The following is a 12657-nucleotide window of genomic DNA, read 5'->3' as shown; positions in this document are numbered from 1 at the left end:
TAAAAAAGGCCCAATCGGCCCGATTTGTTTTGCTTTTTTGCAAGGCCTAAAATACAGGGATATTTGGCGTTTTCCAATTTGGGACAAAAATTTCAAAATATTGTTTGGTGCATAAGGAAGGCTTTGAAGATGAAAAAGAAGGGTTTGTTCCATTCCTTTGGGATTAATGCGTAATTTTGTGGATTCTAAAAACCCTATATCCGAATTATGAAAGAACTTGGAAAGATCAGCAGCCTATTGATTAACCGCTTCACACCCAACGGTGCCTATTTGGCCTTAAGAGACGGAGAGGAAGTTTTGCTTCCCAAATCATACCTGAAAGGTGATGAAAAAGAAGGGGAAGAAATAGAAGTGTTTGTCTATACCGACAGCGAGGACCGCCCCGTAGCCGTGACCAACAGGCCAAATGCTATTGTGGATGAGTTTGCGGTGATGGAAGCCAAGGAAATCACCAAGTTTGGAGCCTTCATGGATTGGGGCCTGCAGAAGGACCTTTTTGTACCCAAGTCCGAAATGGGCAAGGATATGGTAGAGGGCGAGAAGTATCTGGTCATGGTCTGTGTGGATCACAAAACCAACAGACTGATCGGCGTGTCCAAATACGAGGATTTCATTTTGACTGATACGCAGGGTTACGAACCCGGGCAGCAAGTCGAAGGAGTGGTGTTCGATGAATCGGAGCTGGGATTCAAAGTGCTTATCGAAGGGAAGTTTGAGGGGCTTCTTTACAAGAATGAGGTTTTCCGCAACTTGGCCGTAGGGGACAAGGTCAGCCCATTTGTCAAAAAGGTAAGGCAAGACGGAAAGGTCGACCTCATGCTTGAGGCGCCTACCAGAGAAAAATATGAAAAAGGGGCGGAAAAAATTCTCGAGATTCTAAAAGTCCGCAAATCTTTGCCCCTCCATGATAAATCATCCCCCGAAGAAATCCAAAAAGTGCTGGGTATGAGTAAAAAACATTTTAAACAGTCAATCGGTCAGCTATACAAGGATAAAAAAATCACCATTGAGCTAGATGGCATCCATCTTACTTAATTAAGTTTAAGAATGTCGTTAGGCTTAAGGCAAAGCACCGCTTTCTCCCTTTTGATGGCAATGGGTGCTTTGATCAGGTGAGGGTATTTCACCAAGATCTGCAGCCAGCTCTCATCATCCCAGGTTTTGCCTGCTATGTGCGCCTGGTAATCGGGATGGGCCCGGTTGAGCAGGTCTTTGGGCCGCAGGTCCAGCTTGTCCAAAATGGTGCGCCAACCGGTAGTGGTGATTTTTTCCTTTTCTATGTTGATTTCATTCACATATCGGGAAACGGATCGGGCATAAGCTCTGGCCTTCTTGTCTATAGAGTGATCGGGGGTATAGTAGAAGAACAATTCATTTGGATGCATCTTCATATTATGTGGCTTTAAGTGTATTTGAAATTAGAATAAAATCAATTCAAATGCAAATAAAAGAAGGTAAAATATTTAATATTTAAAATAAAGGGTAATATTAATTAGTGGGAGTTGACTGAAGGTTTTGAAAATATAAGTAGAAGCGAATATTCTTCCAATAAGAAGCTGAAGGATAAGCTGCGCAAGGTCAAGCCCAAGGGGCTGGATCAGATGTTTCACCGGGAGCATGAGAATTCCTTTAGGGAGATTGACTGCCTGAGTTGTGCAAACTGCTGCAAAACCACCAGCCCCATCTTCATTTCCACTGACATTGAAAGGATAAGCAAAACCCTGAAGATGAAAACGGGGGAGTTTATCGATACCTATCTGCGGATGGACGAAGAGGGGGACTATGTGCTGCAAAAAAGCCCCTGTTCCTTTCTTTTGGACGACAACACCTGTCTGATTTATGAAGACCGTCCAAAGGCCTGCCGGGAATACCCCCATACCGACCGCAAAAACATGACAGGCATATTGGCCTTGACCCTGCGCAACACTTTGGTATGTCCTGCAGTTTTACGTATTTTTCAAGTCTTTTCCCGGGAATTTAGGAAGTAAATCATTCTCTTTGCTATCTTAGGGCAATTAAACCTATTAAAATTAGATATGAATCAACAAGAAGAGCATTTTTTGGGGGTGGATGTTGGCGGTACCCATTTGAAAATTGGCTTGGTAAGCAGGCAAGGTAAAATCGTCTCCTTTTTTAAAGAGGATACCAGACCATATAAAGAACACCCCGACGGGTTTAATCTTTGTTTCCTTAGAGTAATCGGCAAATACCTGGACATGTTTCCGGAAGTCAAAAATGTCGGCATAGGCCTGCCAGGTCTGGTCAATAAAGAAAGAACCACCACCCTGGAAATCCCCGCCATCCCGGCGCTCAACGGATTTGATCTCAAAGGATCTCTTCAGAAGCTTTATAAAGACATCAACTTTTACCTCGAAAATGACGCGGCTGCCGCGGCATTCGGGGAACTCAAATTTGGGGTGTCACAAACCTCTCCCAACTTTCTTTTTATCACCATGGGTACCGGGATCGGGAGTGCCATGGTCATGAATGGTGAGATTTTCAAAGGAGCCAGGGGCAATGCCATGGAAATGGGCCATATGCTTTCCCGAGGCAACGAGGGGCTGGAAAAACTCATCGGCCGAAACGGGATACTCCGCATCATGCAGCGAATGATAGAAGCCTATCCCGAAAAAGCAGGCGAACTCCTGGACAAGGAATTGGGTACCCACTTGCTGGTGGACACTGCCAAGGCCGGCAATCAGGTATCCCTGATGGTTTTTGAAGAAGTGGGCCGCATCATGGGGGAGGCCATCGTGTCTACGGTGAGAATCCTGGACGTGAATGAAATTTACTTCGGCGGCGGCATCTCCGCAGGCTTGGAGTTTATGATGCCTTCTTTGGAAAAAACAGTGCGCCAGTACCTGACCAAATATTACCTTTCCGACCTGAGGATGGAAAAGGCGACATTGGAAAACAATGCCGGAACCTTGGGGGCTGCAGCTTTATGTTTTATGGATTGAGTGTAGTCACGGTCACCTCGCTGACCTTGTTTATAGAATTTAAGCGGAAAAGAACCTTTAGAGGTTCTTTTTCTGTTTCCACCCCTTCGCAGTTGGAGGAAGGTTCCAGAAAGTAGAAAAAGAAGGTTTGGCTTTTGTCCACCAGCTCCACACGGTCAGGCCTGCCAAAGGTTTTGATCAGCTCCTGGTTGTTTTTGCCCAAGAAGGAATTTTTGATACTTCTTATTTCGCTTTCATAGGCCAGTCGCAGTCCCAGACAGCCGTATCGGTCCTTTTTCCACTCCTCCGTATCGATAATCCCGGTGTCAAGCGGGCCGGTGCAGGAAAGTGTGGCAAAAACCAATAGGGTAAGGAGAACTTGGGGGATTCTGGACATAATGATTGGGATTTCTGGCCACAAAAGTAAGCAAAAATATATTTATAAGGATATTATACTTTGACTCAGGGAATTAATTTGGTCCAATAAGACTTATAGGCAAGGTGTTCCCTCGCACAGGCCGTTTTGATTCCCATAAAAATTCTATATTAGCGGCTTAATTAAATACTGATTATGTACAGAAGATTTGCCAAAGCCTTTCATTTCCTTTCTATTCTGCTCTTTATCATCCTTTTCATGTACATCTACGCGGCACTTCCCGAAAATGTCGCCTACCAACTAGATGCTTCAGGCATGCCGGTCAAGTCGGTCGCCAGGGATACCTTCTTCTATTTTGGAATCGGAGCTTTCATTATCATCAACCTGATTGTTGTATTTTCAGGGAAAATGGTAGAAAAGCAAGCCACCACCAACCTAAGAAAGCTTTTCCCCACAGGAGACCCATTTAGCGACAAAATGTTGGGCTGGATCTATTCATTTGCGGGAATTCTAAACGTTTCCATGGTGATCATCGCCTTCTTTATCCATAGCATCAACAACCAATATGAGATCAAGACAGAGGAGTTCAGTCCATTTTTCTACATGATTCCTGTGTTCATGGTAGTTTGGATTATCCTGCTTTTTGCTATTTTAGGCAAAAAGTTAAGCCAGGTTAGGTCCTGATTAATTTAACATTCATCTGAATCAAGCATATTATGGCGTCAAACGTTCAATATACAGAAGACAGTATCAAATCCCTGGATTGGAGGGAGCACATCCGCCTCAGACCCGGTATGTATATCGGGAAGCTTGGGGACGGGAGCGCCCAGGATGACGGGATTTACGTTTTGGTAAAGGAAATTCTCGATAACAGTATCGATGAACACATGATGGGCCACGGCCGCACCATCGATATCAAGATCAGTGAACACAAGGTGGAGGTAAGGGACTACGGTAGGGGCATCCCATTGGGAAAAGTCATCGACTGTGTGTCCAAGATCAACACCGGTGGTAAATACGACTCGGGGGCCTTCCAGAAATCTGTCGGGCTAAACGGGGTCGGTACCAAAGCGGTAAACGCCTTGTCGGAATACTTCCGCGTGCAATCCTACCGCGACGGGGAAACCAAGGTCGCGGAATTTGAGAAGGGCGTTCTGAAAGAGGATAAGCCCATAGTGAAAAGCTCCGATCGAAACGGGACCAAAATCACTTTTTCCCCGGATAGCAGCGTTTTCAAAAACTACCATTTCATTCCGGAATACCTGGAAAACCAGATCTGGAACTATGCCTTCCTGAACGCCGGTCTTACCATCAATTATAACGGCAAGAAGTATTTTTCCGAAAGAGGACTTCATGACCTTTTGGACAGAAAAGTGGATGAGGACAGCCGCAGGTATCCCATCATTCACCTGAAAGGCAATGACATTGAAATGGCCATGACCCATAGCAACCAGTATGGGGAGGAATATTACTCATTTGTTAACGGGCAGTTCACTACCCAGGGAGGTACGCACCTGACCGCTTTCAGGGAAGCGATCGTCAAGGCCGTCAGGGAGTTTTACAAAAAAGATTACGATGCTTCTGATATCAGACAAAGTATCGTGGCATCCATCGCGGTGAGGGTCCAGGAACCTGTTTTTGAATCCCAGACCAAGACCAAGCTCGGCTCCCAGAGCATCGGGCCGGACGGGCCCACTTTGAGGACGTTTGTCAATGATTTCATCAAAACCGAGCTGGACAACTACCTGCACAAGAATCCCGATGCGGCCAATAACCTGCTGAAAAGAATCCTGCAGTCCGAACGTGAGCGCAAGGAAATTTCCGGCATCAAGAAACTGGCAAACGAAAGAGCCAAAAAGGCAAACCTGCACAACAAGAAGCTCAGGGACTGCCGCGTGCATTATGATGACCCCAAAGCCAGCGATGAGAAGAAAAATGAAACCATGCTTTTCCTCACCGAGGGGGACTCTGCATCAGGTTCCATCACCAAATCCCGGAATGTGCAGACCCAGGCCGTATTCTCCTTGAGGGGAAAACCGCTCAACTGCTTTGGGATGACCAAAAAGGTGGTGTATGAAAATGAGGAATTCAACCTCCTTCAGCATGCCTTAAACATTGAAGACGGGATTGAAAACCTGCGATACAGGAAAATTGTGATCGCTACCGATGCCGATGTGGACGGAATGCACATCAGGTTGCTGATCATGACTTACTTCCTTCAGTTCTTCCCCGATTTGGTGAAAAACGGCCATCTTTATATTTTGGAAACCCCGCTATTCAGAGTAAGAAACAAGAAGGAAACGATCTATTGTTACACCGATGAGGAAAGGCAGCGGGCGATCATGAAGCTGGGTAGCAAACCGGAGATCACACGATTTAAGGGGCTGGGTGAAATTTCCCCAAATGAATTTGGAGGCTTTATAGGTGAGGATATCCGTTTGGAGCCGATCATTTTGGGCAAAGACACCAAGATTGCCGACCTGTTGACTTTCTACATGGGCAAAAACACCCCTAACCGCCAAAATTTCATCATTGACAACCTCAAGATTGAAAAGGATTTGGTAAAGGAGGAAGAGGAAGCTAAAAGGAAAGCTAAGGAGGAAGAAAAAATAACGGCCTAAATTATTGCAGTAATAATGCAAAAATGCTAGAGATTGCATTATTGATGAAATTTTTTGATGCTTTTCATATTTTGAGGCTTGGGTTATAAAAATTACAGTATCGCGAAATATTTGTTTTAAATGAGTGATTTAGAAAACAACGGACCATTGGACAACGACGAGGAATTGCATGAGTCGATTCCCGTGACGGGCATGTACAAGGACTGGTTCCTTGATTATGCATCCTATGTGATTTTGGAAAGGGCGGTGCCGGCCATTGAGGATGGTTTCAAGCCCGTGCAGCGTAGGATCATGCACGCCATGAAGGAAATGGATGATGGGCGCTTCAACAAAGTGGCCAACATCATCGGGCAGACCATGCAGTACCACCCCCACGGGGATGCTTCGATCAGCGATGCCATAGTAAATCTTGGCCAAAAAGACCTTTTGATCGAAACCCAGGGCAACTGGGGCGATATCCGTACCGGCGACGGTGCGGCAGCGGCCAGATATATCGAGGCGCGACTTTCTAAGTTTGCCCTGGATGTGGTCTTTAACCCACAGACAACCGAATGGCAACTGTCATATGACGGAAGGAAAAAGGAGCCGGTTACTTTGCCTGTCAAGTTTCCATTGCTTTTGGCACAAGGAGTGGAGGGGATCGCTGTAGGCCTTTCTACCAAAATATTGCCCCACAACTTTATCGAGCTGATCGAAGGTTCGATAGAAGTCCTCAAAGGCGGACGGCCAACCCTGCTTCCTGATTTCCCTACCGGGGGATTGGGGGATTTTTCCGAATACAACGAGGGGATCAGAGGAGGAAAGATAAAGGTTCGCGCAAAAATCGAGGAAGAGGACAACAAAACTCTTCTGATCAAGGAGATACCATATGGTACCACCACCAACTCTTTGATCGAGTCCATTATCAAAGCCAATGACAAGGGTAAGATCAAGATAAAAAAAGTAACCGACAATACGGCTGCTGAAGTGGAAATCCAGATACAGCTGGCACCGGGACAGTCTCCGGACATGACCATCGACGCCCTGTATGCCTTCACCGATTGTGAGGTTTCCATTTCGCCAAATGCCTGTGTGATTATAGAAGACAAGCCTGTCTTCCTCACCGTCAACGATATTCTCTCCTACAACACCAAACAGACCAAGGAGCTGCTCAAAAGGGAGCTTGAGATCCGTAAGGCGGAGTTGATGGAGAAACTGCTTTTCTCTTCTTTGGAGAAAATCTTTATCGAAAACAGGATCTACCGCGACATTGAGGAGTGTGAAACCTGGGATGCGGTGATCGAAACCATCGACAGGGGATTGGAACCCTACAAACCTGATTTTTATCGGGAGATCACCACTGAGGATATTGTAAGGCTGACTGAAATCAAGATCAAGCGGATTTCCAGATTTGATGCTTTCAAGGCCGATGAGCTGATGCGCAAATTGGAGGAAGAGCTGAAAGAGGTGAATTACAACCTCAACCACCTGACCCAATATGCCATCAAGTATTATAAAGGCCTGCTGGATAAATATGGCAAGGGAAGGGAAAGAAAAACCGAAATCCGTGCTTTCGAAAACATTCAGGCCACCGTGGTGGCAGCCAACAATGCCAAACTGTATGTAAACAGAGCCGATGGTTTTATCGGTTACGGTTTGAAAAAGGATGAGTTTGTCTGCGACTGTTCCGACTTGGATGACATTATTGTCTTCAAACGTGACGGCACGGCCCAGGTGACCAAAATCCAGGACAAGGTATTTGTAGGCAAAGACATCATCCACGTAGCGGTTTACCGCAAAGGGGATGAGCGCATGGTTTATAACTTGATCTATCTCGACGGCGGCTCGGGTAGGGCCATGGTCAAAAGATTCCAGGTGCTCAGCGTCACCCGTGACAGGGAATATGTGCTTACCAAAGGCACCAAAGGTTCCAAGGTGATGTACTTCACAGCAAATCCCAATGGTGAGGCGGAAATTGTGACCGTTTACCTCACCCAAGGAAGTAAGGCTAGGGTGAAGGTTTTTGACTTTGACTTCTCCACCATTGAAATCAAGGGTAGGGGTGCAGGAGGAAATATCCTGACCAAATACCCGGTTCGCAAGATCCAATTGAAAATGGAAGGCGTCTCTACCCTTGGCGGTTTGGATATCTACTACGATGAACATATCGGCAGGCTGAACACAGATGGAAGGGGCCGATTGGTGGACAACTTCCTGGGGGATGACAAGATCATTGCCGTGTACCGAAACGGGGAATACGAGCTAACCTCTTTTGAGGTGACGAATAGATATGAGTCCAAGGACCTATTGCTTTTGGAGAAATTTGACCCCAAAAAGGTGATTTCAGCCATCTACTTTGACGGCACCTCCAAGACCTATTTTGTCAAGCGCTTTATGGTGGAAACTTCTACCGTGAACAAGAAATTCAACTTCATATCTGACCACAGAAACAGCCAGCTGGAGGTAGTCAGCACTGAGGAGCAGCCTCAGGTGAAGGTGAAGCTTCAAAAAGGCAAGGAAACCGAAGAGGTAATCTACGACGTGGACATGCTGATCGACGTGAAGGGCTGGAAAGCCATGGGGAACAAACTAACCTCGCACACGGTCAAAAGCATATCCCTTCTGGCTCCCGTCAAACCCAAAAAAGAAGAAAACCCAGCCGATCTCACCGTCGGAGACAGCGTAGACCTAAGTGTCGATGAAGATGATGACGAGGAACAGTTGGGGTTATTTTAAAATGTTTAGGGTTTGAAGTTTATAGTTTAAAGCTTAAGGCGTTTGACAACTGAAAGTCCGTGTGGAGAGATCCACACGGACTTTTCTAGTTTTATGGACTATGGTCTATAAACTATGTACTAATAAACCATAAGCGTCCGCGCAGCGGACAATAAATCTCAAACAATTTTACATTTAACCATAACTTGGTCATATTTGTAAGATAATAGCGCACCTGTTTGTAAAGGTGCCATGTTTTACACTGTATATTTTAAAAATGTCTGAACAACAAATCAATATTACCCTGCCCGACGGTTCTGTCAGGCAGTTTGACAAAGGAATCACCGGCCACCAAGTCGCCCTTAGTATCAGCGAAGGATTGGCCCGAAACGTTCTTGCCGCCAAAGTGAATGGTGAGGTATGGGATGCCACCCGTGCGATCAACCAGGATGCCGAGGTGCAACTTTTGACATGGAACGACAAAGAGGGGAAAGGAACCTTCTGGCACAGTTCGGCGCACTTGCTGGCAGAGGCACTGGAAGCCCTCTACCCAGGGGTGAAGTTTGGGATTGGACCAAACATTGAAACCGGCTTTTACTATGATGTTGATTTTGGGGACAGGACCTTCGACGGGGCCGAGCTGGAAAAGATCGAGAAGAAAATGATCGAGCTGGCCAAGCAGAAAAACGAATACTCCCGCAAGGAAATCAGCAAATCAGAAGCCGTTGCCTACTACGAGCAAAAGGGGGATGAATATAAACTGGACCTTCTCGAAGGCCTCGAGGACGGTACCATCACGTTCTACGAGCAGGGAAATTTTACCGACCTCTGCCGTGGACCCCATATTCCAAATACAGGTTTCATCAAGGCTGTTAAGCTATTGAATGTTGCCGGTGCCTACTGGAGAGGGGATGAGAAAAATAAAATGCTTACCAGAATTTATGGGGTTACTTTTCCAAAAGCAAAGGAACTTCAGGAATACCTGGTATTGCTTGAGGAAGCAAAAAAGCGTGACCACCGTAAGTTGGGCCGCGAACTTGAGCTGTTTACCTTCTCCGAAAAGGTGGGACAGGGCTTACCACTTTGGTTGCCAAAAGGCACCCTATTGCGCGAGCGATTGGTTAACTTCATGAAGAAGGCCCAGGACAAATCCGGTTATCAGCAGGTTGCGACACCTCATATCGGCCATAAGGCACTTTATGAGACTTCTGGCCACTACGCCAAATATGGAAAAGATTCCTTCCAGCCCATTGCCACACCGCATGAGGGGGAGGAGTTCTTGCTTAAGCCGATGAACTGTCCGCACCACTGCGAGATCTACAAACATAAGCCAAGGTCTTATAAGGACCTTCCTATTCGCTATGCCGAATTCGGGACCGTCTATAGATATGAGCAGAGCGGTGAGCTGCACGGATTGACCCGCGTGAGGGGCTTTACCCAGGATGATGCGCATATTTTCTGCCGTCCTGACCAGGTGAAAGAAGAGTTTATCAAGGTAATTGACCTCGTGTTGTATGTGTTCAAAGCCTTGGGTTTTGAGAATTATACCGCGCAGATCTCCCTAAGAGATCCTGAGGATAAGGAGAAATATATTGGAGAGGATGCTTTGTGGGACAAGGCAGAGTCTGATATCATTGAGGCGGCCAAGGAGAAGGGTTTGGATACCGTGACCGAGCTTGGAGAAGCAGCGTTTTACGGGCCTAAACTTGACTTTATGGTCAAGGATGCCTTGGGTAGAAGCTGGCAGCTTGGAACTATACAGGTAGATTATAATTTACCTAATAGATTTGAACTCGAATATGTGGGTTCAGATAACCAGCGCCACAGACCTGTGATGATCCATAGGGCACCATTTGGTTCCCTAGAAAGATTTGTGGCCGTGCTTATTGAGCACTGTGCAGGCAATTTCCCCCTTTGGCTTTCTCCCGAGCAGATCAACATCCTGCCGATTTCCGAAAAATTTGCCGATTACGCCGAGCAGATCAAGCAGCAGCTTGAGGATGCCGACATCAGTGGCAACCTGGATAACCGGGATGAGAAGATCGGTCGCAAGATCCGGGATTCAGAAATGAAGAAAGTGCCATTCATGATCATCGTGGGTGAAAAAGAGCAGGCCGAAGGCAAACTTTCTGTCCGCAAACACGGTCAGGGCGACCTCGGAAGCTTCACAGTGGAGGAATTTGTAGCCTATTTCAAAAACATCATCGCGGAGAGTTTGAATTAAAGAAGACGGTAATCCTTTCTGCAGGGGTGAAAAAATTTTAACCCCTGCAGAAAGGGCATCCGACATCCTCCATCTTTAAATAAATTAAGGAATTAATTCTTTGATTTTTATAAAATAAAAATTATTGCGATATTTGCAGTCAAATTCATTAAACAACCATAACTATTTTGAGAGGAAGAAAACCGTTTAAACCGAGACAAGAAGAACCATATAAGGTAAATTCCAAGATCAGGGCCCGCGAGGTCAGGGTAGTGGGGGATTTTGTAGAAGGCGGCAATGCCGTGATGGCTACAGATGCAGCAGTAAGGCTGGCCCAGGAAAATGACCTTGATCTTGTTGAGATTTCTCCCAGCGCCAACCCGCCCGTATGTAAGGTGATTGACTATGCGAAGTTTAAGTACGAGCAGAAGAAAAAGCAAAAGGAGATAAAAGCCAACGCAGCAAAAACAGTAGTCAAAGAAATCCGATTCGGACCCAACACGGACGATCACGATTTTGACTTCAAGCTCAAGCATGCGATCAACTTCCTGAAAGAGGGTGCCAAGGTGAAGGCCTATGTGCACTTTGTGGGTAGGACGATCGTGTTTAAAGAGAGAGGCGAGATGCTTTTATTGAAATTTGCACAGGCACTGGAAGAGTACGGTCAGGTGGAGCAGCTTCCCAAGATGGAAGGTAAGCGCATGAACATCTTCGTTTCTCCCAAAGCAGGTAACAAGAAATAATTTCAACTAAATAAATACAGCAAAAATGCCTAAAGTAAAAACCAAATCAAGTGCAAAAAAGCGGTTCAAATTGTCAGGAACCGGCAAAATCAGAAGAAAGCATGCTTACAAAAGCCACATTCTGACTAAGAAGACGACCAAGCAGAAGAGAAATCTTACCAAAATGGGCAACGTCCACGAGTCAGACGAAGGAAGAGTAAAAGACATGTTGAGAATCTGATCAGATTCTTAACTTCTGACAAAACAAATTAATTAAGGTTATTATTCACCAGATGCTTGGTTTAAAGACCCTTCGGGCACCAAGAGTCAAAAATTAAAAATTATGCCTAGATCAGTCAACGCGGTAGCGTCAAGAGCAAGAAGAAAAAAAGTATTAAAAGCTACCAGAGGTTACTTCGGAAGAGGTAGCAACGTTTGGACCGTAGCCAAAAACAAGTACGAAAAAGGTTTACAGTACGCGTACAGAGACAGAAAAGCGAAGAAGAGAGAATTCAGAGCCCTATGGATCCAGCGTATCAACGCAGGTGCCAGAGAGCACGGCGTTTCGTATTCCCAATTGATGGGCATGTTGAAGAAAGCAGAAATCGATCTTAACAGAAAAGTTCTTGCTGACCTTGCCATGAACCACCCAGAGGCATTCAAAGCTGTAGTTGAAAAAGTAAAATAAGCGAGCACTAAGCTTATTTTTCATACAAAAACCGTTCTGCATATGTAGAGCGGTTTTTTTGTTGTACTAGGCACTAAGTTGCGTGACTGTAACGAAAGTGTACTTCATTATTCCCGCCACGGTGGGCAAGCATCATTCGATATTCTACATTCATTATTTTTTTACCAAACGTGGCTGAACTACTGTGAACCACTTCATACTTAGGAGGGGTACCAAGTACCAGGTACCATGTACCACGTATTCTAGCAACAGAGGCTGTTGATAGCCATTTTGTCCATATGATGCAATCCAACGTCTCTACACGCGTCGCCCTCCCTCGGAGCTTCGCTCTTCGGATGGGGCATCAGTGGAACGAAAGTACTTCATCATTCATCATTCATCATTTCACCAAACGTGGCTGCATCGTGAACCACT

Annotated in this window: 12 protein-coding genes; 10 read left to right on the top strand and 2 right to left on the bottom strand. The window is 45.8% G+C overall.

Features of this window, described 5'->3' with window-relative positions; all coding sequences use genetic code 11:
* Positions 1-207: 207 nt before the first annotated feature.
* Positions 208-1035 (top strand): CvfB family protein, encoded by an 828-nt coding sequence (locus tag KIH41_RS10125; protein WP_214162338.1) that lies wholly within the window; start codon positions 208-210, stop codon positions 1033-1035.
* Here the strand turns inward: KIH41_RS10125 and KIH41_RS10120 are convergent.
* Positions 1032-1391, bottom strand: a complete 360-nt coding sequence (locus KIH41_RS10120) for an arsenate reductase family protein (protein WP_213946009.1) — start codon at positions 1389-1391, stop codon at positions 1032-1034. The two genes, KIH41_RS10125 and KIH41_RS10120, sit on opposite strands and share 4 nt — an antisense overlap.
* Positions 1392-1502: 111 nt before the next feature.
* On the opposite strand from KIH41_RS10120, the gene KIH41_RS10115 reads away from it, so the two are divergent.
* Positions 1503-1988, top strand: coding sequence for a YkgJ family cysteine cluster protein (locus KIH41_RS10115; RefSeq protein ID WP_246539076.1), 486 nt, complete (start codon positions 1503-1505; stop codon positions 1986-1988).
* Between the two features lie 48 nt (positions 1989-2036).
* Positions 2037-2960, top strand: coding sequence for an ROK family protein (locus KIH41_RS10110; protein ID WP_213946008.1), 924 nt, complete (start codon positions 2037-2039; stop codon positions 2958-2960).
* Here the strand turns inward: KIH41_RS10110 and KIH41_RS10105 are convergent.
* Positions 2950-3336 (bottom strand): magnesium transporter CorA family protein, encoded by a 387-nt coding sequence (locus KIH41_RS10105; RefSeq protein ID WP_213946007.1) that lies wholly within the window; start codon positions 3334-3336, stop codon positions 2950-2952. The two genes, KIH41_RS10110 and KIH41_RS10105, sit on opposite strands and share 11 nt — an antisense overlap.
* A gap of 174 nt (positions 3337-3510) precedes the next feature.
* Between KIH41_RS10105 and KIH41_RS10100 the strand changes: the two genes are divergently transcribed.
* The 7 genes from KIH41_RS10100 (at position 3511) to rplT (ending at position 12243) form a co-directional block, all read left to right on the top strand.
* Entirely contained in the window at positions 3511-3999 is a 489-nt protein-coding gene (locus tag KIH41_RS10100; protein ID WP_213946006.1) for a DNA topoisomerase IV, read from the top strand.
* Between the two features lie 32 nt (positions 4000-4031).
* Positions 4032-5936: a DNA topoisomerase IV subunit B gene (locus KIH41_RS10095; protein WP_213946005.1), complete on the top strand. Its 1905-nt coding sequence runs from the start codon at positions 4032-4034 to the stop codon at positions 5934-5936.
* 120 nt (positions 5937-6056) lie between these two features.
* A complete protein-coding gene (locus KIH41_RS10090; RefSeq protein ID WP_213946004.1) occupies positions 6057-8651 on the top strand; it encodes a DNA gyrase/topoisomerase IV subunit A in 2595 nt (864 codons plus the stop codon).
* Between the two features lie 256 nt (positions 8652-8907).
* On the top strand, positions 8908-10854 hold the full coding sequence (thrS, locus tag KIH41_RS10085) for a threonine--tRNA ligase (protein ID WP_214162337.1): 1947 nt from the start codon (positions 8908-8910) through the stop codon (positions 10852-10854).
* A gap of 167 nt (positions 10855-11021) precedes the next feature.
* Complete coding sequence (gene infC, locus KIH41_RS10080; protein ID WP_213946002.1) at positions 11022-11576, top strand: translation initiation factor IF-3; 555 nt, start codon at positions 11022-11024, stop codon at positions 11574-11576.
* Between the two features lie 25 nt (positions 11577-11601).
* A complete protein-coding gene (rpmI, locus tag KIH41_RS10075; RefSeq protein ID WP_143961388.1) occupies positions 11602-11796 on the top strand; it encodes a 50S ribosomal protein L35 in 195 nt (64 codons plus the stop codon).
* Positions 11797-11898: 102 nt separating this feature from the next.
* Positions 11899-12243 (top strand): 50S ribosomal protein L20, encoded by a 345-nt coding sequence (gene rplT, locus KIH41_RS10070; protein WP_213946001.1) that lies wholly within the window; start codon positions 11899-11901, stop codon positions 12241-12243.
* Positions 12244-12657: the final 414 nt, after the last annotated feature.

The organism is Litoribacter ruber, assembly GCF_018500185.1.
Taxonomy (GTDB): Bacteria; Bacteroidota; Bacteroidia; order Cytophagales; family Cyclobacteriaceae; genus Litoribacter; species Litoribacter ruber.
This window is presented reverse-complemented; position numbering and strand designations above follow the sequence as displayed.

Coding starts and splice junctions, on each gene's coding strand:
- rplT (WP_213946001.1), top strand. CDS start 11,899: ATGCCTAGATCAGTCAACGCGGTAGCGTCAAGAGCAAGAAGAAAAAAA.
- KIH41_RS10125 (WP_214162338.1), top strand. CDS start 208: ATGAAAGAACTTGGAAAGATCAGCAGCCTATTGATTAACCGCTTCACA.
- rpmI (WP_143961388.1), top strand. CDS start 11,602: ATGCCTAAAGTAAAAACCAAATCAAGTGCAAAAAAGCGGTTCAAATTG.
- KIH41_RS10105 (WP_213946007.1), bottom strand. CDS start 3,336: ATGTCCAGAATCCCCCAAGTTCTCCTTACCCTATTGGTTTTTGCCACA.
- KIH41_RS10090 (WP_213946004.1), top strand. CDS start 6,057: ATGAGTGATTTAGAAAACAACGGACCATTGGACAACGACGAGGAATTG.
- thrS (WP_214162337.1), top strand. CDS start 8,908: ATGTCTGAACAACAAATCAATATTACCCTGCCCGACGGTTCTGTCAGG.
- KIH41_RS10095 (WP_213946005.1), top strand. CDS start 4,032: ATGGCGTCAAACGTTCAATATACAGAAGACAGTATCAAATCCCTGGAT.
- KIH41_RS10120 (WP_213946009.1), bottom strand. CDS start 1,391: ATGAAGATGCATCCAAATGAATTGTTCTTCTACTATACCCCCGATCAC.
- KIH41_RS10100 (WP_213946006.1), top strand. CDS start 3,511: ATGTACAGAAGATTTGCCAAAGCCTTTCATTTCCTTTCTATTCTGCTC.
- KIH41_RS10110 (WP_213946008.1), top strand. CDS start 2,037: ATGAATCAACAAGAAGAGCATTTTTTGGGGGTGGATGTTGGCGGTACC.